General features: G+C 63.1%; 25 protein-coding genes and 1 riboswitch. Of the genes, 12 read left to right on the top strand and 13 right to left on the bottom strand.

Features of this window, described 5'->3' with window-relative positions:
* Nucleotides 1-52 precede the first annotated feature (52 nt).
* Nucleotides 53-233, bottom strand: a riboswitch (cobalamin riboswitch).
* A gap of 169 nt (nt 234-402) precedes the next feature.
* The 12 genes from ED21_RS00925 to ED21_RS00870 all read left to right on the top strand — a co-directional run bounded on the left by ED21_RS00925 (nt 403) and on the right by ED21_RS00870 (nt 13,197).
* Entirely contained in the window at nt 403-729 is a 327-nt protein-coding gene (locus ED21_RS00925; RefSeq protein ID WP_006831922.1) for a hypothetical protein, read from the top strand.
* Nucleotides 730-1,026: 297 nt separating this feature from the next.
* Nucleotides 1,027-1,989 carry a malate dehydrogenase gene (mdh, locus tag ED21_RS00920; RefSeq protein WP_006831921.1) on the top strand — a complete coding sequence of 321 codons (963 nt, stop codon included), beginning with the start codon at nt 1,027-1,029 and terminating at the stop codon, nt 1,987-1,989.
* Nucleotides 1,986-2,444 carry a hypothetical protein gene (locus tag ED21_RS00915; protein WP_156787196.1) on the top strand — a complete coding sequence of 153 codons (459 nt, stop codon included), beginning with the start codon at nt 1,986-1,988 and terminating at the stop codon, nt 2,442-2,444. The genes mdh and ED21_RS00915 overlap by 4 nt, the downstream gene beginning before the upstream one ends.
* Nucleotides 2,445-2,554: 110 nt before the next feature.
* The gene (locus ED21_RS00910) at nt 2,555-3,469 is read left to right on the top strand and encodes a hypothetical protein (protein WP_156787194.1); all 915 of its coding nucleotides are present in this window, start codon (nt 2,555-2,557) and stop codon (nt 3,467-3,469) included.
* Nucleotides 3,466-4,356: a succinate--CoA ligase subunit alpha gene (gene sucD / locus ED21_RS00905; protein WP_006831917.1), complete on the top strand. Its 891-nt coding sequence runs from the start codon at nt 3,466-3,468 to the stop codon at nt 4,354-4,356. The genes ED21_RS00910 and sucD overlap by 4 nt, the downstream gene beginning before the upstream one ends.
* Before the next feature lie 33 nt (nt 4,357-4,389).
* Nucleotides 4,390-7,224 carry a 2-oxoglutarate dehydrogenase E1 component gene (locus tag ED21_RS00900; protein ID WP_006831916.1) on the top strand — a complete coding sequence of 945 codons (2,835 nt, stop codon included), beginning with the start codon at nt 4,390-4,392 and terminating at the stop codon, nt 7,222-7,224.
* A gap of 28 nt (nt 7,225-7,252) precedes the next feature.
* Complete coding sequence (gene odhB / locus ED21_RS00895; RefSeq protein WP_006831915.1) at nt 7,253-8,488, top strand: 2-oxoglutarate dehydrogenase complex dihydrolipoyllysine-residue succinyltransferase; 1,236 nt, start codon at nt 7,253-7,255, stop codon at nt 8,486-8,488.
* A 10-nt stretch (nt 8,489-8,498) separates the two neighbouring features.
* Nucleotides 8,499-9,911 carry a dihydrolipoyl dehydrogenase gene (gene lpdA, locus ED21_RS00890; protein WP_006831914.1) on the top strand — a complete coding sequence of 471 codons (1,413 nt, stop codon included), beginning with the start codon at nt 8,499-8,501 and terminating at the stop codon, nt 9,909-9,911.
* A gap of 139 nt (nt 9,912-10,050) precedes the next feature.
* Nucleotides 10,051-10,425: a DUF3471 domain-containing protein gene (locus ED21_RS00885; RefSeq protein WP_006831913.1), complete on the top strand. Its 375-nt coding sequence runs from the start codon at nt 10,051-10,053 to the stop codon at nt 10,423-10,425.
* A gap of 57 nt (nt 10,426-10,482) precedes the next feature.
* On the top strand, nt 10,483-11,817 hold the full coding sequence (locus ED21_RS00880) for an amidase family protein (RefSeq protein ID WP_006831912.1): 1,335 nt from the start codon (nt 10,483-10,485) through the stop codon (nt 11,815-11,817).
* A 43-nt stretch (nt 11,818-11,860) separates the two neighbouring features.
* The gene (locus ED21_RS00875) at nt 11,861-12,565 is read left to right on the top strand and encodes a PepSY domain-containing protein (RefSeq protein ID WP_006831911.1); all 705 of its coding nucleotides are present in this window, start codon (nt 11,861-11,863) and stop codon (nt 12,563-12,565) included.
* Nucleotides 12,562-13,197: a trimeric intracellular cation channel family protein gene (locus ED21_RS00870; protein WP_006831910.1), complete on the top strand. Its 636-nt coding sequence runs from the start codon at nt 12,562-12,564 to the stop codon at nt 13,195-13,197. The genes ED21_RS00875 and ED21_RS00870 overlap by 4 nt, the downstream gene beginning before the upstream one ends.
* Here the strand turns inward: ED21_RS00870 and ED21_RS00865 are convergent.
* From ED21_RS00865 to rpmD, 13 genes are all read right to left on the bottom strand, one after another.
* Entirely contained in the window at nt 13,194-13,982 is a 789-nt protein-coding gene (locus tag ED21_RS00865) for a hypothetical protein (protein WP_006831909.1), read from the bottom strand. The genes ED21_RS00870 and ED21_RS00865 overlap by 4 nt on opposite strands.
* 155 nt (nt 13,983-14,137) lie before the next feature.
* Nucleotides 14,138-14,728, bottom strand: a complete 591-nt coding sequence (locus ED21_RS00860) for a hypothetical protein (protein WP_006831908.1) — start codon at nt 14,726-14,728, stop codon at nt 14,138-14,140.
* Nucleotides 14,729-14,858: 130 nt separating this feature from the next.
* The gene (locus ED21_RS00855; RefSeq protein WP_006831907.1) at nt 14,859-16,238 is read right to left on the bottom strand and encodes a serine hydrolase; all 1,380 of its coding nucleotides are present in this window, start codon (nt 16,236-16,238) and stop codon (nt 14,859-14,861) included.
* A 93-nt stretch (nt 16,239-16,331) separates the two neighbouring features.
* The gene (rplQ, locus tag ED21_RS00850; protein WP_006831906.1) at nt 16,332-16,751 is read right to left on the bottom strand and encodes a 50S ribosomal protein L17; all 420 of its coding nucleotides are present in this window, start codon (nt 16,749-16,751) and stop codon (nt 16,332-16,334) included.
* A 90-nt stretch (nt 16,752-16,841) separates the two neighbouring features.
* Nucleotides 16,842-17,897 (bottom strand): DNA-directed RNA polymerase subunit alpha, encoded by a 1,056-nt coding sequence (locus tag ED21_RS00845; RefSeq protein ID WP_006831905.1) that lies wholly within the window; start codon nt 17,895-17,897, stop codon nt 16,842-16,844.
* Between the two features lie 107 nt (nt 17,898-18,004).
* Nucleotides 18,005-18,394: a 30S ribosomal protein S11 gene (rpsK, locus tag ED21_RS00840; RefSeq protein ID WP_006831904.1), complete on the bottom strand. Its 390-nt coding sequence runs from the start codon at nt 18,392-18,394 to the stop codon at nt 18,005-18,007.
* A gap of 56 nt (nt 18,395-18,450) precedes the next feature.
* On the bottom strand, nt 18,451-18,819 hold the full coding sequence (gene rpsM / locus ED21_RS00835; protein WP_006831903.1) for a 30S ribosomal protein S13: 369 nt from the start codon (nt 18,817-18,819) through the stop codon (nt 18,451-18,453).
* A 288-nt stretch (nt 18,820-19,107) separates the two neighbouring features.
* Nucleotides 19,108-20,424, bottom strand: coding sequence for an NADP-specific glutamate dehydrogenase (gene gdhA, locus ED21_RS00830; RefSeq protein ID WP_006831901.1), 1,317 nt, complete (start codon nt 20,422-20,424; stop codon nt 19,108-19,110).
* A 188-nt stretch (nt 20,425-20,612) separates the two neighbouring features.
* Nucleotides 20,613-21,167: an SRPBCC family protein gene (locus ED21_RS00825; RefSeq protein WP_034921116.1), complete on the bottom strand. Its 555-nt coding sequence runs from the start codon at nt 21,165-21,167 to the stop codon at nt 20,613-20,615.
* 57 nt (nt 21,168-21,224) lie between these two features.
* Entirely contained in the window at nt 21,225-21,869 is a 645-nt protein-coding gene (locus ED21_RS00820) for an adenylate kinase (RefSeq protein ID WP_006831899.1), read from the bottom strand.
* Nucleotides 21,870-21,902: 33 nt separating this feature from the next.
* Nucleotides 21,903-23,267: a preprotein translocase subunit SecY gene (gene secY, locus ED21_RS00815; RefSeq protein WP_006831898.1), complete on the bottom strand. Its 1,365-nt coding sequence runs from the start codon at nt 23,265-23,267 to the stop codon at nt 21,903-21,905.
* A 104-nt stretch (nt 23,268-23,371) separates the two neighbouring features.
* Nucleotides 23,372-23,896, bottom strand: coding sequence for a 50S ribosomal protein L15 (rplO, locus tag ED21_RS00810; protein WP_006831897.1), 525 nt, complete (start codon nt 23,894-23,896; stop codon nt 23,372-23,374).
* 96 nt (nt 23,897-23,992) lie between these two features.
* Nucleotides 23,993-24,181, bottom strand: a complete 189-nt coding sequence (rpmD, locus tag ED21_RS00805) for a 50S ribosomal protein L30 (RefSeq protein ID WP_006831896.1) — start codon at nt 24,179-24,181, stop codon at nt 23,993-23,995.
* Nucleotide 24,182: the final 1 nt, after the last annotated feature.

Genomic DNA, 24,182 nt, shown 5'->3' with positions numbered 1-24,182 from the left:
GGAGGAGGCGGGATTGCCCCATCCCCGCTTGCCATCGGTACACCCCGCCCGCGGCTGAACGACTGGTGCGGGCAGGTCTCCTGGCTCCCGGATCATGCGGCCTCACCCCGCCTTCCCATCCCTCTCGCGGGACAGTGGCACATCGGGGCGTGCCTCGCCGGTTACAGTTGCGGGGGCAGCCGCGGCATTACACCGGCGTTCCCTTGACCCGTACCAATAGCGAGCCCCTTACGCCCCTGCATCGGGCGAGGCAAGCGCGCAGCTTTCGCAAAGCGGCAGCGGCAATTTAATACAATTGCAAGCATGATCCGGAACCGATGTTTAGCGAGGGTCAGCTACATCATTGGACACAGAGCCGGAGGCCGAGGTGGCGGTCTCACGAAATGGGGAGTCCTTGAGCCGATGTCCGTACGTTTTGCGCCTGCGCGCTGTGCCGCGCGTTCGCCGATCGCCCGCGTCCTGAAGCGCGGAGCCGTGACCATGGCCGCCAACGACCATGAGGAACTGGAGGGGTTCATGAGCGATACGACCAAGGCCGCCTTGCGCCATTTTGCCGAATACGGCCTGCGCGCCGTCCCGATGGCCATCCGCAACGCGGAGACGGCGGCGGCCGCAAACCAACCCGAGGATTACGGTTACTGGCTGGAAATCTGTCGATCGCTCGACGGGGCCGCCGCCCGCCGGATCGAGGCCAGCCACCAGAGTGTTGACCAGCGTCTCATTGGCTGACCCTCGGGCCGTGGCCCACCTCAGTCCCATAAAATGCCGCCCGCCCCGCGCTTTCGGGACCCTTGCTGGCGCTTGCTCGTCTTACCGTTAGCAGGACAGTTACGGCACCCTATTGCTATTGCGAACTATTTGCAAAGATAGTTCCGCGCCAACTTCCAATTCGCCTTGCATTCCTATCCGACGGGGCCTAGGCCGCGACCCGAAACACCGGGCGCGCGTACCCACGCGGGACATCCGTGCGCCACAGCGGTCCAGACAAAACTTGTCCCGCGACGCTCGGAAGGACGCTTTTCCCTTATGGCACGCAAGAAGATCGCGCTCATCGGCTCCGGCATGATCGGTGGCACCCTCGCTCACCTCGCCGCGAAGAAGGAAATGGGCGACATCGTCCTGTTCGACATTGCCGAAGGCATGCCGCAGGGCAAGGCGCTCGACCTTTCGCAGTGCGGCCCGATCGAAGGCTTCGACGCCAAGATTACCGGCTCGAACGATTATGCGGATATCGCCGGCGCCGACGTGGTCATCGTCACCGCCGGCGTGCCCCGCAAGCCCGGCATGAGCCGCGATGACCTTCTCGGCATCAACCTCAAGGTAATGAAGGCCGTCGGCGAAGGCATCAAGAACAACTGCCCCGACGCGTTCGTGATCTGCATCACCAATCCGCTCGACGCGATGGTCTGGGCGCTGCGCGAATTCAGCGGCCTGCCGCACAACAAGGTCGTCGGCATGGCCGGCGTGCTCGACAGCGCGCGCTTCGCGACCTTCCTCGCCTGGGAATTCGACGTGTCGGTGAAGGACGTGAACGCTTTCGTCCTCGGCGGCCACGGCGACACCATGGTCCCCGTCACCAGCTACACCACGATCAACGGCATCCCGGTCAACGACTTCGCCAAGATCAAGGGTGTCGACCAGGGCCGCATCGATGAAATCGTCGACCGCACCCGCAAGGGCGGCGGCGAAATCGTCGGCCTGCTCGGCAACGGTTCGGCCTATTACGCCCCGGCCACCAGCGCCATCGCGATGGCCGAAGCCTATCTCGGCGACCAGAAGCGCATCCTGCCCTGCGCCAGCTATGTCGAAGGCAAATACGGCCTCGACGGCCTCTATGTCGGCGTGCCCACCATGATCGGCGCAGGCGGCACCGAGGAAGTGATCGAGATCGAACTCTCGGACGAGGAAAAGAGCAACCTCAAGGTCTCGACCGACGCGGTCGAGGAACTGCTCGAGGCGTGTAAGGGTCTGGATAGCTCGCTGGCGTGATGCTTCTTCCCACCATCCTAGCCCCGGCAGCGTTGATTGCGGCTGGCGATCTTGTGACCGCGGAGACTGCCACGGTTGAGGATGTCGCCAACTCAGCGGCGATGTGCATGCTCTCTGCGGGCAAGGATGGAGCGGATAAGTCCCGTTTCGAGAACGACGCCTGGGTGCCAAGCGAAGGCGGCTATCGTCACGTGTCGGCCCCCGTCACCGTCGAATTTCCAGCGGATAAGGACGGCATCGCTCGCACCTGCGTTGTCCATGCGGTTCTGGCTGAAACCGGCGACCAGACAACGCTCGCGAAGAAGCTGAACGAAATGCTGAAAACGAAAGCATTAAAGCAGTCCGGCAGCGACGTCTGGATGGTCTCGACTACGACTGGATTTCGCGGGATTCAGTTTTATACCGACAACCAATCTGACCAACCAAAAGTGCGGCTCATCGGCGCGGCATTCTAGGAGCTTTTCAATGTCCATCCTCGTAGACAAGAACACCAAGGTCATCACCCAAGGGATGACCGGCAATACCGGCACCTTCCAGACGCGGCAGACAAGCTGAGGTAAGTTACGTGCGTTTCGCTATCTACAGTTCCCTGGCCCTTGTTGCCGCTGCAGCGGCAACTCCTGCGGCCGCGCAGATGAAGCCGGCCAGCGCCGACGACGTGCTGGGCGCGATTGCCGCCTGTCGTTCGATCACCACACCGACCTGGATCGATACCGACGCGCTCGAGGAGCAGGGTTGGTACACGGCCGAGGTCCGCGGTGAACGGCGGCGCACGCGCAAGGTGCGCGGCATCTACGAAAGCCGCAACAACCGCGCCTATGTCGTGGCCACCCGCGACGAATTGCGCAGCCGCGAATGCGCAATTCAGGCGCGTCTCGAGAGCACGTCGAATTACGTACCACTGCTGCAGCAGGTGTCGCAGACGCTAGGCATGCCGACCGGACAGGACGGTTTTGCCTACACATGGGACCTCGACGGGCTGGCCATGCGGGTTGAGCCGACCGGCGAACGCAGCGCGCCGAGCGCGCGTTTCGTGCTGACCGCCCTCCCCCTTGTCGGTACCGACGACATCCTTAGCGCCGTACGCGCCTGCATTCCCGCCATCGGCGCCGAGGGCTTCGGTGACCGGGCGCTGGCCGAAGACGGATGGGCGCAAGACGCAGCCGCCACCGCCGCCGTGCCGGAAGAACGCGAGACGAAGCTCTTCCGCTCCGGCGAAACGGCTGCGCTGGTGAGTTCGGGGAAGGATCGCGGCGTGACCAGTGTCTGCCGTGTTTCGGGCCGCATCGAGGACGAGGCCACGGCCGAGAACCTGCGCTCCGCCCTCACCGGCCTGTACGGCACGCCCAGCGCCAAGGGCGATGATCTGATCTGGACCCACGACGGACGCTCCCTGCGCCTCGTGACCTACGAGCGCGACGGAGCCACCGGCCCGATCGCTTTCCACATACCTGTTTCCTACGTGGGAGAATCCGAATGAGCATCCTCGTCGACAAGAATACCAAGGTCATCACGCAAGGGATGACCGGCAACACCGGCACCTTCCACACGCAGCAGGCGCTCGACTACGGCACCAAAATGGTTGCTGGTGTCACGCCCGGCAAAGGCGGCACGGACCACATCGGCTTGCCGCAGTTCAACACCGTAGCCGAAGCCAAGGCTGAAACCGGCGCGACCGCTTCGTGCATCTACGTGCCGCCGCCGTTCGCAGCCGACGCCATCCTCGAGGCGATCGATGCCGAGATGGAACTCATCGTCGCCATCACCGAAGGCATTCCGGTGCTCGACATGGTGAAGGTGAAAGCTGCTCTCGCCGGCTCGAAGTCGCGCCTGATCGGCCCGAACTGCCCTGGCGTGCTGACGCCGGAAGAATGCAAGATCGGCATTATGCCCGGATCCATCTTCAAGAAGGGTAGCGTCGGCGTGGTCTCGCGCTCGGGCACGCTGACCTATGAAGCCGTCCACCAGACCACCATGGTCGGCCTCGGCCAGACCACTGCCGTCGGCATTGGCGGCGACCCCGTTAACGGCACCAATTTCATCGACGTGCTCGACCTCTTCCTCGACGACGACGACACCAAGTCGATCATCATGATCGGCGAAATCGGCGGCAGCGCGGAAGAAGAAGCGGCCGAATTCATCAAGCAGGAAGCCGCCAAGGGCCGCAGCAAGCCGATGGTCGGCTTCATCGCGGGCCGCACGGCGCCTCCGGGCCGCCGCATGGGCCACGCAGGTGCAATCGTTTCGGGCGGCCAAGGCGGCGCGGACGACAAGATCGCGGCGATGGAAGATGCGGGCATCCGCGTCAGCCCGTCGCCTTCCGAGCTCGGCACGACGCTCGACGCGATGCTGAAGGAACTGGCGTAACCGCCGAACGCTCCCTCTCCATGAGGACTGAAAATGGGTAACGAGAGCCAGAACTTCCTGCCTGAAATGGGCGACCAGGAGGGGCCGCAGGCCGGCCCCAGCTGGGGCAATCCGAACTGGCTGCAGCAAGTGGTCGACAGCGAAGCGGACCTTACCGCCGCGCTCGACCCCACGCAGATGCGCCTCGCGGTCAAGCAGGCCGCCGAAAAGGCCGGCAAGCCTGCCGACCCCAAGGCCATTGAGCAGGCCGCCGACGACAGTATCCGCGCGATGCTGCTCGTACGCCTTTATCGTGTGCGCGGGCATCTGGCTGCCGATCTCGACCCGCTGGGCCTGTCGCATCGGGATGTTCCCGAGGACCTGACGCTGGAATGGCACGGCTTTGCCGGACAGGAGGCCCGCGAGGTCTATGTCGGCGGCGTGTTCGGCTTCGAATGGGTCACCGTGGGCGAACTCTACCGCGTCCTGCGCGAGACCTATTGCGGCAAGGTCGGCCTCGAATACATGCATATCTCGGATACGGAGGAACGCCGCTTCCTTCAGGACCAGTTCGAGACGCCCGAGGATACGATCCAGTTCACCGAGGAAGGCAAGCGCGCCATCCTCGCCGCCGTGATCCGCGGCGAGCAATACGAGAAGTTCCTCGGCAAGAAATACGTCGGCACCAAGCGCTTCGGCCTCGATGGCGGCGAGTCCATGATTCCGGCGCTCGAAGCCGTGATCAAATATGGCGGCCAGCTCGGCGTGCGCGAGATCATCTACGGCATGGCCCACCGCGGCCGGTTGAACGTGCTCGCCAACGTGATGGGCAAGCCCTACAAGGTCATCTTCCACGAGTTCTCGGGTGGCAGCGCCAACCCCGACGATGTCGGCGGTTCGGGCGATGTGAAGTACCACCTCGGCACCAGCACCGACCGTACCTTCGACGGTATCGACGTGCACATGAGCCTCGTGCCCAACCCTTCGCACCTCGAAGCGGTAAACCCCGTCGTGCTCGGCAAGACCCGTGCGCAGCAGGCCATCCGCGATGACTTGAAGCAGCACGAGCAGGTCCTTCCAGTCCTCCTCCACGGCGACGCGGCCTTCGCAGGACAAGGTATCGTGTGGGAGTGCCTCGGTTTCTCTGGCGTGCGCGGCTATAACACCGGCGGCTGCCTGCACTTCGTCATCAACAACCAGATCGGCTTTACAACCTCGCCCCAATTCGCGCGTTCCAGCCCATACCCGAGCGATGTGGCGAAAGGCGTTCAGGCGCCGATCCTGCATGTCAACGGCGACGATCCCGAAGCCGTGACCTTCGCCTGCAAGCTGGCGATCGAATATCGCCAGAAGTTCGGCCGCGACATCGTGATCGACATGTGGTGCTATCGCCGCTTCGGCCATAACGAAGGCGACGAGCCGAAATTCACCCAGCCGCTGATGTATGACGAAATTCGCAAGCACCCCAAGGTGAGCGAACTCTACACCCAGCGCCTGATCGACGAAGGCGTCATCGACCAGGGCTATGCCGACTCTCTGTGCAACGAGTTCAACGAACACCTCGAAGAAGAATTCGCCGCCGCCAAGGATTATAAGCCCAACGAGGCCGACTGGTTCGGTGGCCGCTGGGCCGGCATGAACAAGCCGGCCGACCCGGAAACCGCGCGCCGAAACGTGGAAACCGCGCTGGACAAGAAGCTTTTCGACAGCCTTGGCCGCACGCTCACCACCGTCCCGGAAGACGTTACCATCCACAAGACGCTGGGACGCGTGCTCGATGCCAAGCGCCAGATGTTCGATAGCGGCGAAGGGTTCGACTGGGCGACCGGCGAAGCGCTCGCCTTCGGCAGCCTTGTGACAGAAGGCTTCGGCGTGCGCCTGTCGGGCCAGGATTCGGGCCGCGGCACGTTCAGCCAGCGCCACGCCGTCTGGATCGACCAGAAGGACGAGAGCAAGTACATCCCGCTCTGCACGCTGCCGCACGGCAAGTTCGAGGTCTATGATAGCCCACTGTCCGAATACGGCGTGCTCGGCTTCGAATACGGTTTCGCCATGGCGGACCCGAAGAGCCTCGTCATGTGGGAAGCGCAGTTCGGCGATTTCGCCAACGGTGCGCAAATCATGATCGACCAGTTCATCGCTGCCGGCGAGGTAAAGTGGCTGCGCGCCAACGGCCTCGTCCTCCTGCTGCCGCATGGTTACGAAGGTCAGGGTCCGGAACACAGCTCGGCGCGTCTCGAACGCTTCCTGCAATTGTGCGCCAACGACAACATCCAGGTGATGAATATCACCACCCCGGCCAACTACTTCCATGTCCTGCGCCGCCAGATGCTGCGCCCGTTCCGCAAGCCGATGGTCATCATGACTCCGAAGTCGCTCCTTCGCCATCCGCTGGCGAAGTCGAAGGCGGAAGAGTTTATGGGCGACCATCACTTCATGCGCATCAAGTCGGACCTGAAGAAAATCGACGACAAGAAGGTCAAGCGCCTCGTGCTGTGCAGCGGCAAGGTCGCCTACGATCTAATGCAACGCCGCGACGAAGCCGGGCTGGAAGACGTCTCCATTGTGCGTATCGAGCAGTTCTACCCCTTCCCGGGCGAACCGCTGGCCGTGCGTCTGGAGCGCATGTCCAATCTCGAGACCATCGTCTGGTGCCAGGAAGAGCCCAAGAACAACGGCGCCTGGTTCTTCGTCGATCGCCTGATTGAGGAATCGGCGACCAAGGCAGGCAAGGATGGCATGCGTCCCTGCTATGCGGGCCGCGAAGTCGCCGCGTCGCCTGCCACTGGCTTTGCCAGCCGTCACCAGGTCCAGCAGGAAGCGCTCGTCAACATCGCGCTGGGCCTGAATGGCGGAGACAACTCCGCTGCCACCAGCAATTGCAATTGATTGAGGCCTGAAAAGGAAACCAACGACCATGGCCACCGAAGTCAAAGTCCCCACGCTCGGCGAGAGCGTCACCGAAGCCTCCATCGGCGAACTGCTGAAGAATGTCGGCGACAGCGTCGCGGTGGACGAGCCCATCGTCAGCCTTGAAACCGACAAGGTCGCGGTCGAGGCTCCCTCGCCCGTCGCCGGCGTGATCAAGGAATTCAAGGTCGCCGTGGGTGACACGGTGGAAGTCGGCGCTGTCCTCGCCATAGTCGAGGAAGGCGGCGCTGGCGCTTCTCCGTCGAGCGAGCCCAAGGCAGCGGCTCCTGACGCAGGTGTCGAGAAGGCTGCTCCCGCGCAGGCCAAGGAGGCCACGGGCAGTGACGCATCGCAGACGCTTTCGCCTGCCGTGCGCCGCGCAGTGCTCGAACACGGTGTCGACCCCTCGACCATCAAGGGCACCGGCAAGGACGGTCGCCTTACCAAGGAAGACGTCATCGCCGCTGCCAAGGCCAAGGGTGACAGCCCTGCCCCGGCCCCGGCTGCTTCGGCTCCTTCGCCCGCGCCTGCCGCAACCGGCGATCGCCGCGAGGAACGCGTCAAGATGACGCGAATGCGCCAGACCATCGCCAAGCGTTTGAAAGGCGCGCAGGACAACGCGGCGCTGCTCACCACTTTCAACGATGTCGACATGTCCGCCGTCATGGAAGCGCGCGCGAAGTACAAGGACATGTTCGCCAAGAAGCACGACATCCGTCTCGGCTTCATGGGTTTCTTCGCCAAGGCCGCCTGCCTTGCGCTGAAGGACGTGCCTGCGGTCAACGCCTATATTGAGGGCGACGAGATCGTTTACCACGATTACGTCGATATCTCGGTCGCCGTTTCGGCGCCCAACGGCCTTGTGGTCCCCGTCATTCGTGACGCGCAGGACAAGGGCTTTGCCCGCATCGAGAAGGACATCGCGGACTTCGGCAAGCGCGCCAAGGAAGGCACGCTGACGATGGAAGACATGAAGGGCGGCACCTTCACCATCTCCAACGGCGGTGTGTTCGGATCTCTCATGTCGACTCCGATCATCAACCCGCCGCAGAGCGCCGTCCTCGGCCTCCACCGCATCGAGGATCGCCCGGTCGTCGTCGACGGTGAAATCGTCATCCGCCCGATGATGTATATCGCGCTGTCCTACGACCACCGCCTGATCGACGGCCGCGAGGCGGTCACCGCACTCAAGATCATCAAGGAAGCGATCGAAGATCCCACCCGGATGCTGATCGACCTCTGAGGAAAGACACATGGCTCAATACGACTACGACGTCCTTGTCATCGGCGCTGGCCCGGGTGGCTATGTCGCCGCGATCCGCGCTGCGCAGCTGGGTCTGAAGACCGCCTGCGCCGAAAGCCGCGAGACGCTGGGCGGGACCTGCCTCAACGTCGGCTGCATTCCCTCCAAGGCGATGCTGCATGCGTCGGAGTTCTTCGACGCTGCCGCGAACGGCACGATGGCCGACATGGGCATCGAAGTCGCTCCCAAGCTAAATCTCGACAAGATGCACGCCCAGCGCCGCGATGCGGTCAAGGGCCTGACCAGCGGCATCGAATTCCTGTTCAAGAAGAACAAGGTCGACTGGAAGAAGGGCCACGCCACCTTCCAGGACGCGCATACCGTCAAGGTCGGCGACGAGACCGTCACCGCGAAGAACGTGATCATCGCCACCGGCTCCTCGGTCACCCCGCTGCCGGGTGTCGAGGTCGACAACGATAAGCAGGTCGTGGTCGATTCGACCGGTGCTCTCGAGCTGGCCTCGGTGCCGAAGAAGATGGTCGTCATCGGCGGCGGCGTGATCGGCCTCGAACTGGGGTCGGTCTGGAACCGCCTCGGCGCGGAAGTCATCGTGGTTGAATATCTCGACAAGCTGCTGCCCGGCATGGACGACGATGTCCGCAAGGAAGCCGCCAAGATTTTCAAGAAGCAGGGCATGGAGCTGAAGCTCAAGACCAAGGTCACCGGCGTGACGGTCAAGGGCAAGAAAGCCACGCTGACGCTCGAACCCTCCGCCGGCGGCGACGAAGAAACGCTCGAAGCCGATTGCGTGCTGGTGTCGATCGGCCGCAAGCCGAACACCGAAGGTCTAGGCCTCGAAAACATCGGCCTCGAAACCAACAAGCGCGGCCAGATCGAAACCGATCACGATTTCCGCACCGCCGTCGACGGCGTCTGGGCTATCGGCGACGTCGTCCCCGGCCCGATGCTCGCGCACAAGGCGGAAGACGAAGGCATCGCCTGTGCCGAGAACATCGCGGGCCAGACTGGTATCGTGAACCACGACATCATCCCGGGCGTGGTCTACACCCTCCCCGAATTCGCCGGTGTCGGCCTCACCACCGAAGAAGCCATCGAGAAGATGGGCGGTGACAAGGCCAAGGTGAAGGTCGGCAAGTTCCCGATGATGGCCAACAGCCGCGCCAAGACCAATCACGAGCCCGACGGCTTCGTGAAGGTCATCGCCGAAGCGGATACCGACCGCGTTCTCGGCGTCTGGGCGATTGCAAGCGTTGCCGGCACCATGATCGCGCAGGCCGCACAGGCGATGGAATTCGGCGCGACGTCGGAAGACATCGCCTACACCTGCCACGCCCACCCGACGCATTCGGAAGCGATCAAGGAAGCGGCCATGGCCGTCCAGGGCAAGCCGATCCACATTTAAGCCCGTTATTTCGGAAACCCGACCGCCTCCGATGGCGGCGGGGCACTTTAAGCGGCTCGCTGCTCCTCGTGAGCCGCGGGCCGTTTCCTTCCGGATTTGCAACACCTGGCTTGGCCATGACCCCGCGAGCGACATCACTGTGGTCGTCCTGGCCAACGTCAACGGCGGGAGCGCCAACAAGCTGGGCCGCTCGCTCATGACGATGGCAAAGGGCGGCGAGGTCGAACTGGCGAGCAAGCGCGTCGAGGTGGGCGTCGATCCGGAGAGCCTGGCCGATTACGCTGGCACCTACGTCGTGAGTCCGCAATTCGCGCTGCGCTTCTTCGTCGAGGATGGCCAGTTCATGACACAGGCCACCGGGCAGGAAGCCTTTCCGGTTTTCGCCAAGGGCAAAGACGAGTTCTTCCCCAAGGTCGTCGACGCGCGGCTCGTATTCAATCGCGACGCTGCGGGCGATGTGACGACGGTCACGCTTTTCCAGAGCGGCAACCAAATCGAGGGTGTGCGGCAATAGCCTTCCATTGCCTTCCTTCGTGATGCGCCTAATCTGCGTCGCGAGGGAGAGCGTACCTTGGCCTATCCGAAACTGACCGAAGAGCCCGGCGCGATCGAGACCGCCGCCATGATCGCACGCGGCGACATGTCGCCGCTCGAGGCCGTCGACCACGCGATCGCGCGGATCGAGCGGCTCGATGCGCATATCAACGCGGTCGTCGTGTGCGATTTCGACCGTGCGCGCGATACGGCCAAGGTGATGGCCGGCAGCGGCGGCTCACGCAGCCAGCCGCTGTTCGGTGTGCCGATGACAATCAAGGAAAGCTTCGACATCGAAGGCCTGCCCACAAGCTGGGGGCACGAGGCACACCGGGACGCCATCGCCAAGGCGGATTCGCGCGTGGTCACGCTGCTTAAGCAGGCGGGCGCCGTCTTCTTGGGCAAGACCAACGTTCCGCCCGATCTTGCCGACTGGCAATCTGCCAACCCGGTCTATGGCCGCACGCACAATCCCCACGATCACGAGCGTTCGCCGGGCGGATCCTCGGGCGGTTCGGCGGCGGCCGTCGCAAGCGGCCTGGTGCCGTGCGAATTCGGTACCGACATCGGCGGCTCCGTGCGTGTCCCTGCGCATTTCTGCGGCGTCTGGGGCCACAAGTCGAGCTGGGGCCTGATCAGCAAGGAAGGACACGACCATCCGCTGATGGCGGGACGCGGCGCGCATGACGGGGCGCTTTCCATTGCCGGCCCGCTGGCGCGCAACGCTGCCGATCTTGCGGTGCTCTTGCGCCTCACCGCCTCCATGCCGCTGTCCGAGCGCACCCGACCCTTGCGCGATTGCCGCGTCCTGATGCTCATCGATCATCCATCCTGCCCTACCGACACCGGCGTGCGCGGCCCGATGGAAGCGGCCGCCAGCGCGCTGGAAAAGGCCGGAGTGACCGTCGACCGCACGAGCGACCTCGTCCCCGATCTCGAGCATCAGCACGGCAATTACATGCGCATGCTCAACATCGCCATGGCGCGCGGCGCGCCAAACAAGGACGGCAAGCGCGCGAGCGCGACCGACTGGTTCGACCTGCTCGACACGCAGGCGCGCAACCAGATAGCCTGGCATCGCCTGTTCGAAACATATGACCTCGTTCTTGCTCCGCCCGCGCCCGTGCTCGCCGTGCCGAACAGCAAGACCCGCGTGTTCGACGGAACCATAGAGGTCGATGGTTCTGATGTTCCGGGGGCTTCGGGCCTGTGCTGGGCTGGCCTTGCGACCTTCCCCAACCTCCCCGCCACCGTCCTTCCCATCGGCGAAAGCGGCGGGCTTCCGTGCGGCATGCAAGTCATGGCCCCGCGCTGGGCGGACCTTGCGGCCATCGAAGCTGCGGAAGAGATCGGCCGGGTCTTGCACTCCTGAGCCCACCCCGCCAAGGCTCGCAATCTGACGAAGGGGAATTGGCTTGGCCCACCAGCGCATCATGCAGCGCTTTGCGAAATGGCACATCTGGCTCGGCTGGCTGGTGGGCGTACCCATCCTCATGTGGACGGTCACCGGCCTCGTCATGGTCATTAAGCCGATTGAAGAAGTGCGCGGCAACCACTTGCGCAAGGACGTCACCGAACGCGCCCTGCCGCCCGATACCAACATCTCCGTCGCGCTACCATCCGAAAGCACCGAGCCGGTCCGCTCGGTCACCACGCAGGTCGAGCGCGGCGACACCGTGACGCGCATCACCTATATGGACGGGACGAGCGAACGCTTCCGCACGAATGGCGCAAAGATGGCGCCACTGTCCGAAGTGGAAGCGCGGCTGATCGTGGGCGAACGCATCCACGGCGGCGACAAGGTGGTCAGCACCGCACGCCATGAGGCCGACGCCGTGCCCTTCGATTTCCGCCGCCCGATGCCGGTCTGGCAGGTCGTGCTGGAAGACGGTACCCACGTCTATGTCGGCACGGAAACCGGCGCGATCGAGGCGGTGCGCACACGCTGGTGGCGGACCTTCGACTTCGTCTGGGGCCTCCACATCATGGATCTGGAAACGCGTGAGGACACCAGTCACCCAATCCTCATTCTCTTTGCCCTGCTGGGAGTGCTGGGCTCGCTGCTCGGCTGCGTCCTAATGTTCCGCCGCCGCAGGGCGCGCCCGGAGGTGGCCGCTTGAACGAGGAAATACTCACCCCCGTCCTCGACTGGCTGGACCTTGCCGGCGTGGCGATATTCGCGCTCACCGGCGCGCTGGTGGCGGCCAAGGAAAAGCAGACGCTGGTGACGCTGTCCTTCTTCGCGCTGATCACCGGCGTGGGCGGCGGCACGATCCGCGACCTGCTGATCGGCGCGCCCGTGTTCTGGATTGCCGACCCTTGGGTGGCGGCGATCTGTCTGGGCGTGGCGCTGTTCACATGGTTTACACCGACGCGCTGGCTGGAGGGCAAATTCCTCTCGATTGCCGACGGTGTGGGACTTGCCGCCTACGCCGTTCTCGGCACAGCCAAGGCGCTGCAATACGGCGTACCGCCCATCCCTGCCGTGCTGATGGGCGTCATCACGGGGACCGCTGGCGGCATCATTCGCGACGTGCTGGCAGGCCGACCATCGATCCTGATGCGCCCCGAACTTTATGTGACCGCAGCCGCGCTCTCAGCCTTCATCACCGTGGCCGGGAACATGCTGGGGATCACCAATTGGTGGACGTGGATTGCGGCGGCGCTGGCCGGTTTCGCCCTGCGCCTCGCCGCAATCCTGTTCAACCTTGCCCTGCCCTCCTATGCGGAGCGCGGGGGCGACAAGCCCTAGACGCCCGCACCGGGGTAACCGGTTCCGATGTCGAGATCGCCATCGACTTCCCCGTCGTCGCCCTCGATGGGGCCACCGGGATAGGCCGGCTGCGCGCCCTGCGGTTCGACGGCTTCACGGTCGATACGGCTCCACTCGCTGGCATAGCGATCATCGCCCCACTGGGCGTCGTCGTCCTGGCCCTGATCGTCTTCGTAACGGCGCTCGTCGCGGTCGTATCCAACGTCTTCATTGCCCTCGTCATAGTCGCGGTCGTCGTCAAAGCGAGCGCCGCGTGATCCGAAGTCAACATCCTCGACCCGGCCGTTTTCGTTGATCCGGCAGGTGAAGGGATCGCCGCGCGTGATCGTGCCCTCGACGATCCACCCGCGCGCGGTACGATCGACCCGGTCGACTGTCTCCACGCGGCGTTCGCGATCGACGGCATCCACACACATCTCGACCGCGCGATCGATACCGCGGCCGTCATCCCAGTTGGCGTCGCGGCGATAATCGCGCTCGCGGCGGTCGTTCCGCGTCGCCGCCTTGGCCACATGGGCGATCGCACCCACGATCAGGACGCCGGCCAGCACATCGCCCAGACCGGGTCCGCGGCGATAGCGATAGCGGTGATAGCGGCGATGTTCCGCGGTCTGCGAAGCCTTGACATCGAGCACGGGCACGGCATCCGAATGGGCGGGAGCCTGGCGCACAACAGGCATCTCGGCGGCCTGGGCAGGTACGATGGTGAGCGAAAGCGCTGCCAGCGCAGCAGGCATGGCGGGAAGGTTCTTGAAGTGCGGCATGGGCCGGTCCCTGTTCTTACGCACCCCCACCTGGCGCGATTCGTCTTACGATTGCCGGTTCATGCGCGCGAAAGGCTTTAGCGGGGCTGAACCGGCCACAAAAAACGGCCCGGACGCCTGCGCCCGGGCCGTATGTGGTCTTTCTACAAAAGGTCTTAGCGGAGACCCCGAATGCCGCTGAAGTCGACATGGCTCACGCGCCCACGCTCGATATTGCAGGTGAACTTGCCGCTATCGCGGTCGTTCCAGCGCTGGTAGCGATTGTTGCGGTCGCGATAACCCCGACGATCGTAGCGTCCGCCGCGATAGTTGCCATCGACAACCATGCGACCCTTTACCCTCCAGCCGTAACGCGTGTCGTCCACGTCGCGGATCTCGATAACTTGGGCGTAGCGGTAGCCACCGAAGCGGCGGGCGTCCTGCTTGGCCGCCGCCACACAGCGCTCGACGGCTGCGCGCGGATTGCCGCGGTTGCGGTACTGGTTGTAGCGATAATCGCGTCCGTCGCGGTAATTGCGACCGTCACGATAATAGCGTCCGTCGCGGTAATAGTCGCGGTCGCGGCTCGCGGAATTGGCGATGGCGGCGATGCCGCCGATGATTACGGCACCGGCAATCACCTCACCGACGGAAATGCCGTCGTCGCGGTCACGGGCCTGGGCAGGCGTTGCACCGGCGAGCGCCATTGCACCGACGGCAGCCGTTGCGATCCCACCCTTCGCAAACTTCTGAAAATAGTTGGTCATGTGAGGTTCTCCTCATCTCTACCGGGGCGGGATTGCCTCGGTTGATTAAGGTTCTAGGCGATTCGCTGTGAGGTGAGGCTGAATCCCGATTGCAGTGAATGTTCAGGTATGCATCGATTTTTCTGAACATCTATTTCCGAAGCGATTCAAGTACGTCGCGCGTGAAAGTGGCAATATCGAAGCGATTTCCCGCAGGATCTTCGCCCCGACGCACGATCACGACATTCATGCTTGGCACAATCACGACATACTGGCCGCGGTTGCCCATCGCCGCAAAAGTATCAACCGGCACGCCCTCCGAACTATTGAACAGCCAGAACCCTGCGCCGTAGCCGTACGGACCGTCGGGCTGTGGCCCCGTGGGTGCCGACACGTAAGCGCGCCAGTCGCCGGGAAGCAGTCGTTCCCCATTCGGGAGAACACCATCATCGATGTAAAGCTGACCGAGCTTTGCCAGATCGCGCGCGGTCGACCAGACTTGGCTCGAGAGGATGTAATTGCCCTGCCAATCGGTTTCGGCGACCGTATTGGCCATACCGATCCGGGCGAATATTGCGGCGGGTGGGTTGCGATCGAACGTCCTCTCGATAGCCTGAACCGCGGCAAGCGTATCGTTGTTGGCATAACGGTAGACCGTGCCGGGCTTGTAAATCGTAGGCCATGTCATGGCTCTTTCATCGACCGTCGTACCGCCCCAGTACAGCGGATCGGTGCGATTTCCCGGCGTGTCCGAATACCGCCCCGAGGCCATGCGCAGTACATGGTCAACCGTGATCGAATTGCGTGGGTCGAATCCCTCGGTGAGGCCGCTCGCCGGAACTCTCATTAATGTGTCGGCGTCGCGCCGTTCTACCGCAGCACCAACGATTGTTGCGGCTAGGCTCTTGGCGACCGACCACGTGCGCTGCGGCGTATTCGGGCCGAAGTCCTCGGCATATCGCTCAGCGACAATATCGGAATCCTTCACGACCACCACAGCCGTCGTGCGCGTGCCAGGCCCGTACCGAGCCCCGTCGAATGCGGTTTCCGCAACAGCCATTCCCGCGCGTGACGGCCTAGTGCCGAACGGATTTTGGGCAGCGCTGGCCAGATCGGCGATTGCCGAGTCCTGCGGGCGCGTCGAAGGCGGTTTCGAATGCCCAATCGGCATGACCGAACACCCTACCCCGGGCGTGTAATAGGCGGTGCGGGAGGGCATATCTTCATCCCATTCTACCGACACCAGTTGCAGCGGTCCCCCCATATCGCGGACGATATTGAAAGGCAGATCGCGAATGATCGGGTCCAGATTGGGATAGATAGCCGTCAATTCCCATTTATGGACGCTATCGGAACCACGGCTGGATCCAGCGGCTTCCGCATTCGCGATCGCACTGCACAAGAACAGCGCCTTGTAGCCGGCCGCGAGGGCGCGGTCGTAACGAGAGTCGAGCTCGTCTTGGGTGGTCAACTGGGCAGCAATTGGTGTGGCGGCGAGCAGCGCGGTGGCTGCGAAGGCATGTCTGATCATGCGCGCCTTGTGGCACAGCTTCCCGCGCGCGCATAGAAAAAGGCCGGAGGATTTCTCCCCCGGCCTCTTCGTGTCTCTTGTCGAGCGAAGCGCTTACGCGTCCTCCATCTCTTCCTCGGTCATCACCGGGCCGCTGTCCTGGCCCTTGGCGTCGACATCGCGGTCGACGAATTCGATCACGGCCATGGCTGCGGCGTCGCTGCCGCGATAGCCGGCCTTGATGACGCGGGTGTAACCGCCGTCACGGTCCGAATAACGTTCGGCCAGAACGTCGAACAGCTTCTTCAGCTGCGTTTCGTCCTGCAGCTTGCTCATGGCAAGACGGCGGTTCGAAAGACCGCCACGCTTTGCGAGCGTGATCAGCTTTTCGATATAAGGACGCAGTTCCTTGGCCTTCGCCTGCGTGGTGAGGATCTGCTCGTGCTTGATGAGCGCGGCGCTCATGTTGCGGAACAGGGCCTTTCGGTGGCCAGTCTTGCGCTGAAGCTTACGGCCTGCAATTTTATGACGCATTGTACTTCCTTTGTCGTTCGTAGGGGGCCCGTTCTAGGTAGCCCGATACGGGCCGGATTGACGGGTCCGGCCCACTCCCGTGTATCTGGATTAGCCCAGCAGCTCCTGTTCGAGCTTCTTGGCCATTTCCTCGATGTTTTCCGGCGGCCAGCCAGGGATGTCCATGCCGAGGCGCAGACCCATCGAGCTCAGGACTTCCTTGATCTCGTTGAGCGACTTGCGGCCGAAGTTCGGCGTGCGGAGCATCTCGGCCTCGGTCTTCTGGACCAGGTCGCCGATGTAAATGATGTTGTCGTTCTTGAGGCAGTTTGCCGAACGGACCGACAGTTCCAGCTCGTCGACCTTCTTGAGGAGGTAACGGTTGAGCTGGTTGGTGTCACTTTCCTGCGGCTCTGCAGCCTGGCCGATCATGGCCGAGCTGGGCTGCGGGATGCCGTCCTCGAAGTGGACGAACAGCGTCAGCTGGTCCTGGAGGATGCGCGCGGCATAGGCCACGGCGTCTTCAGGGGTGACGGTGCCGTCGGTTTCGATCGTCAGGCTGAGCTTGTCGTAGTCCAGTTCTTGGCCGACACGGGCGTTCTCGACCTTGTAGCTCACCTGGCGAACCGGCGAGTACAGGCTGTCGACCGGAATGAGGCCGATCGGCGCGTCGACCGGACGGTTCATCACGGCGGGGCGGTAGCCCTTGCCGCTGTCCGCGGTCAGTTCCATGTTCAGCGTGGCACCTTCGTCGAGGTGGCAGATGACGAGGTCCTTGTTCATGACCTCGATGTCGCCGGTGACAGCGATGTCGCCTGCTTTCACTTCGCCCGGGCCGGTGGCCGAGAGCTGAAGGCGCTTGAGGCCTTCGCCTTCCATCTTGAGCGCGATCTGCTTCACGTTCAGAACGATGTCGGTGACGTCCTCGCGCACGCCGGCGAGCGAGGAGAATTCATGCAGCACGTTCTCGATCTTGATCGAGGTGATGGCTGCACCCTGCAGCGAGGACAGCAGAACGCGGCGCAGCGCGTTGCCGAGCGTGAGACCGAAGCCGCGCTCGAGCGGTTCGGCCACGAAGGTTGCCTTGCGGCCCTTGTCGCCACCGTCCTTGATGTCGAGGGTGTTGGGTTTCTTGAGTTCCTGCCAGTTCTTGATGTTGACGGACATGGATTTCCCCTGGTGTGGATGCGGGCAGGACCGGAGCTCTCTATCGAGCGTCCGGTCCGTGAATGTGTCGGTGGCTCAGCGTATCCGAGCCACCAGGCAGGTACGGATCAGACGCGACGACGCTTGGAAGGACGGACCCCGTTGTGCGGGATCGGCGTCACGTCGCGGATCGAGGTGATGGTGAAGCCCACAGCCGCGAGACCGCGCAGCGCGCTCTCACGACCCGAGCCCGGGCCCTTCACTTCGACTTCGAGGGTGCGCACGCCGTGTTCGGCGGCCTTACGGCCTGCGTCGTCGGCGGCAACCTGTGCGGCATAGGGAGTCGACTTGCGGCTGCCCTTGAAGCCCATCATGCCGGCGCTGGACCAGCTGATAGCGTTGCCCTGCGCGTCGGTGATGGTGATCATCGTGTTGTTGAAGCTGGCGTTGATGTGCGCGACGCCCGAAGAAATGTTCTTCTTATCGCGGCGCCGTACGCGGCCTGGTTCGCGTGCCATGGTGTATATTCCTTACATATTCTCAAGAAGGGAAAAGCTGTCGGGAGACCCGAAGCTTACTTCTTCTTGCCGGCGATCGGCTTGGCCTTACCCTTGCGGGTACGGGCGTTGGTGTGGGTGCGCTGGCCACGAACGGGCAGGCCGGCACGGTGACGAAGGCCGCGATAAGAACGCAGGTCCATCAGGCGCTTGATGTTCATCGCGGTTTCGCGACGAAGGTCACCTTCGACCGTATGCTCTTCATCGATGGTCTCACGAACGCGAAGCAGTTCCTCGTCGGTGAGGTCCTGGACGCGCGTGGCGTGATCGATGCCGAGCTTGTCGGCGATCTCGACGGCCTTGGTGCGACCGATACCGTGAATATAGGTGAGCGCGATGATAACGCGCTTGTTGGTGGGGATGTTTACCCCGGCAATACGAGCCACTTAAATCTCCATGCTCCACAGGGTCCTTTCGAAGCGGGACCCCATCTCAACGCTTTGTTTTCACTGACACCCGTGGACGCCGGTAGCGCAAAAAGCCCGGATGGCGCGCACATAGGCAACCGCCTGCCGGACTCGCCGCAAGTGTCGAATGAAACGCGCGCTTAGTAGGATTCGCCGCGAGGGTCAACCGTCTCGCGTACGCAAACATGCGAAGGCAGCCCATATGGTCGCCCCGCCCGAGTTATCAAGGGTGTCATAGACAATGGCGCGGCGTCCGTCAAAATCCGGTTAAACCACCCCGAAGGCGAGCATCGCGTCGGCGACTTTCTTGAAGCCGGCGATATTGGCTCCGCGGACATAGTCGATGTATCCGTCCTGCTCACCATGCTCGACGCATTTGTCGTGAATGTCCTGCATGAGTTCGGTGAGCATTTCACCCAGCTTGTCGTGGTTCCAGCTGATCCGCTCGGCGTTCTGGCTCATTTCCAGACCGGACACGGCGACCCCGCCGGCGTTTGCGGCCTTGCCGGGACCGTAGAGGATCTTCGCCTCGTGGAAGACCTTCACCCCTTCGAGCGTCGTCGGCATGTTCGCCCCTTCGGACACGGCCATGCAGCCGTTCTCGACCAGCGCCTTCGCATCATCCTCGCACAGCTCGTTCTGCGTCGCGCACGGCAGGGCGATGTCGCACTCGACATTCCAGGGCTTCTTGCCTTCGTGGAAGGTCGCGTTGGTGAAGTGGTCGGCGTATTCGCTGATGCGTCCGCGCCTCTCGTTCTTGAGGCGCTTGACCCAGTCGATCTTCTCCTGGTCGATGCCGTCGGGATCGTGGATGAAGCCGTCACTATCGGAGAGGGTGAGGACCTTGGCGCCTAGCTGGCAGAGCTTCTCGGCAGCATGTGTCGCGACATTGCCGGAGCCGGAAATGACCGCCTGCTTGCCCTCGATATCCTGCCCGTCCTTTTCCAACATGTTGCGCAGGAAATAGACCGCACCATAACCGGTCGCCTCGGGCCGCATTTTCGATCCGCCGTATTCGGTGCCCTTGCCCGTGAGCACGCCTTCCCAGCGATTGGTGATCCGCTTGTACTGGCCGAACATATAGCCGATCTCGCGCGCGCCGACGCCGATATCGCCCGCAGGCACGTCGGTATCGGGTCCGATGTGGCGATACAGTTCGGTCATGAAGGACTGGCAGAAGCGCATGACTTCGCTATCGCTTTTGCCCTTGGGGTTGAAGTTCGCGCCGCCCTTCCCGCCGCCCATTGGCAGGCCGGTGAGCGAGTTCTTGAAGGTCTGCTCGAAGGCGAGGAACTTGAGGACGCTCTCATTAACGCTGGGGTGGAAGCGGATGCCGCCCTTGTAAGGGCCGATCGCGTTGTTGTTCTGAACCCGCCACCCGCGCTGGACGCGGATGTTGTGGTTGTCGTCTTCCCAGCACACGCGGAAGGACACCACGCGATCAGGCTCGGCGATACGCCGCAGGATCTGCGCCTCGTGGTATTCCTCCTTGTCCTCGATGAACTCGAAGATGTCCTGTGCCACCTCGTGGACGGCCTGAATGAACTCGTCCTGCCCCGGATTGCGCTTCTTCACGCCTTCCATGAAGGTCGGAAGATCGACGTGCCTGTCGTAAACGGATGCCAAGGCGCACCTCCCATCTCTCCCCGGATATGCGGGGGTGTCCTGCATTCGGGCCGGTTTATAGCCAGCCAGCGATGACCCGACTGCATACGTGCAGCCTCTGACCGATCAATCTATGCGAGGGGGCGAGGTTCCGCGCGGATGGCGGCTCAGTCGCCCTCGGAAAGCGCCCCGAGATGGTCGCGCAGGCCCGCAAGCTGCTGGGTTATCACGCCGTCGACGGCCTTGGAGATCATGTCGATCTCGAAGCCCATCGGTCCGCCGACATTATATTCCCAGGTCACGCGCGTGCCGCCATCGATCTCCTCGAGCGAGATGGTGAGGACGCCGGTGGCGGGAACGGCCTGCAAGGGGCCGAGGCCGCCGCGCAGGCGCAGGGCCTTGTCGGGCACCGCCTGCACGACGACCGCGTGCTGCGCGCTGCCGTCGAGCGGGATATCGCCCTCGCCCGGGATCGTTTCGCAGAAACAGCCCCCAGCGCTGGGCACGAGTGTCATATTGGAGGCATCGGCCGACCAGGTGTGGCTGTCATTCCACCACTCGCCCGGCTTGATTAGCGCCAGCCACACCTGGCGCGGGCTGGCGGCGATGTCGGTGCTTTCCTTGGTGACGAAACCCTGCTCGCTCTTCGCCACAACTTCCGCAGCGGCAGGCGCGGAAAGGCTGAGCGCTGCTGCGCCGGCTAGACTTGCGAGTTTGCTCATCACCTTCTCCCTCATGACGAGGGCGGTTCTATGAGCGGCTGCCTTGTTTGGGAAGCCTCAGGAGAGGATTGCGTCGATCGCGTGCGTGACTTCGTCGATTGCGCCCATGCCGTCGACGCGCTTCACGATGCCGCGCTTCTCGTAACCGGGCAGGATCGGAGCCGTCTCGTTGCGATAGACCGACATGCGGTGGCGCACGGTTTCCTCGTTATCGTCGGGGCGGCGCTTGAATTCAGTCGAGCCACATTCGTCGCACACACCTTCGATCTTCGGCTGCTTGAAGGTATCGTGATAGCCCGCGCCGCAATTGGCGCAGGTGTAACGGCCAGTAATACGCTCGACCAGCGCATCCTCGTTCACTTCGAGCTCGATGACGTGGTCAAGGCTGCGGCCGTGCTTGGCGAGGATTTCGTCGAGCTGCGCAGCCTGATGCTCGGTACGCGGATAGCCGTCGAAGATGGCACCCACGTCGGGGCCCATGTCGGCCAGTTTGGCGCCGATCATGGCCGAGACGATGTCGTCCGACACGAGACCGCCCGAATCCATGATGTCGGAAACCGTGCGGCCCAGCTCGGTATCGGCCTTGCGCGTTTCGCGCAGCATGTCGCCGGTCGACAGCTGCATCATGCCGTGATGCTCGACAAGACGATGCGCTTGCGTGCCCTTGCCTGCGCCCGGAGGGCCGAGAAGAATGATATCCATCGAGAGCGGTCCCCTTCCGATCGGGTTGGCTGGTTAGCGCAGGCGGCCCTTGAGCTTCGCCTTCTTGATAAGATCGCCATACTGGTGCGCCAGCAGGTGCGACTGGATCTGGCTAATGGTGTCCACAGTGACGTTGACCACGATCAGCAGGCTGGTGCCGCCAAGGAACAGCGGAACGCCGGTTTGGGCGATCATGTATTCGGGCACCACGCAGACGAAGGTCAGGTAGATCGCGCCGATCACGGTGATCCGGGTCAGGACGTAATCGAGATATTCCTCGGTCCGCTTGCCCGGACGGATCCCGGGGATGAAGCCGCCGTTCTTCTTCAGGTTCTCGGCCGTCTCCTCGGGGTTGAAGACCACGGCGGTGTAGAAGAAGCAGAAAAAGATGATGCCGATGGCGTAGAGCGTCATGTAGAGCGGCTGGCCATGCTGCAGGTACTGCAGGACAGTGCTGAACGTGCCGCCGACATTGCTTTCCGGATCGAGCGAGTTGCCGGCGAACTGCGTGATCGTCAGCGGCAGCAGGAGCAGCGAGCTGGCGAAGATCGGCGGGATCACGCCGGCCGTGTTGAGCTTGAGCGGCAGGTGCGAACGGTCGGCCTGCATCATTCCGCGCTGCGTGGCGCGCTTGGGATACTGGACCAGCAGGCGGCGCTGCGCACGTTCGACCCAGCTGATCAGCAGGATCAGGCCGACCACCATGGCGATGAAGCCGAGCAGGATGCCGGTGCCGATCGAGCCTTCGCTGTAGCCCGATGCCATATTGGTCACGAAGGTCGGGAACTGAGCGACGATACCGGCCATGATGATGAGCGAGACGCCGTTGCCGATGCCGCGGCTGGTGATCTGCTCACCCAACCAGAGCAGGAACATGGTGCCGCCCACGAGGCTGATCACCGCACCCACACGGAACATGTAGCCCGGGTCGACCACGGCGGCGATGCCCGTCGAAGCGCCGTAGCTCTCGAGGCCCGCGGCGAGGAACCAGCCCTGGATGGTGCACAGGAAGACCGTACCGTACCGCGTGTACTGGTTGAGCTTCTGGCGCCCGACCGTGCCTTCCTTCTTCAGCGCCGCAAGCGTGGGATGCAGGGCCGAAGCCATCTGCACTACGATCGACGCGGTAATATAAGGCATGACGCCGAGCGCGATGAGACTCATGCGCTCCAGGCTGCCGCCAGTAAACATGTTGAACATGTCGATGATGCCGCCGCGCGTCTGGTCGGCAAGCTGGGTCAGCGCACGCGCGTTGATACCTGGCAGTGGCACGAAGCTCAGGAAGCGGAAGACGACGAGCGCACCGATGGTGAACCAGATGCGGTTCTTCAGCTCGGTGGCCTTGGAGAAGTTGGCGAGGCTGATGTTGCTCGCGAAATTATCGGCGCTTGATGCCATTGGTCGTCTTCGATCCTAGCTTGTCGCCGGCCCGTCCCGGCGTTGACCGGACAGATAGGGAGCGGAGCGACGAATGTCGAACCCCGCTCCCCACATTTTCGGTATTACTTGGCCTTCTTGGCCTTGTTCGCTTCGGTGCGCTTGGCCTTTTTCTCGGCCTCGCTCTCGCCCTTGGCGATCACTTCCACCGAACCGCCAGCCTTCTCGACCGCCTCGATGGCGCCCTTCGAGGCACCGGCGACGATGAACTTGGCCTTGGCTTTCAGTTCGCCCTTGCCGAGCAGGCGGACGCCGTCCTTGCCGCCGCGTGCGAGGCCGGCGGCCTTCAGCGCTGCGTGGTCGATGTCCTTCTTGGCGTCGAGCTTCTTCTCGTCGATGAACTTCTGGATCATGCCCAGGTTCACTTCGGCGTAGTCCTTGCCGAACGGATTGTTGAAGCCGCGCTTCGGCAGGCGCATGTGAAGCGGCATCTGGCCGCCTTCGAAGCCCTTGATGGCGACACCCGAACGGCTCTTCTGGCCCTTCTGGCCACGGCCGCCGGTCTTGCCCTTGCCCGAGCCGATGCCACGTCCGACACGGATGCGCTCCTTGCGGGCGCCGGGATTGTCGCGAAGATCTGTAAGTTTCATAATGTGCACTCGCTTTCGCTTTTGTTCGCGCTGTAAAATGGAAGCGGCCCGCTAAAGCAGCAGGCCGCCCCCGTCAAATTGTAATCGTATCCGACCTTAGTCTTCGACGATCGTCACCAGATGCGGCACCTTGGCCACGGCGCCGCGCACTTCAGGGGTATCCTGACGTTCGACGACCTTGTGCATCTTGTTCAGGCCAAGACCGATGAGGATCTTCTTCTGGCCTTCGGGACGGCGGATCGGCGACCCGATCTGCTTGATCTTGATGGTTTTCGCTTTGGCCATT

Origin of the sequence: Erythrobacter sp. SD-21 (assembly GCF_000181515.1) — a bacterium.
Classification (GTDB): Bacteria; Pseudomonadota; Alphaproteobacteria; order Sphingomonadales; family Sphingomonadaceae; genus Qipengyuania.
The sequence above is the reverse complement of the archived record's forward strand: the minus strand, read 5'-3'. Positions and strand labels throughout refer to the sequence as shown.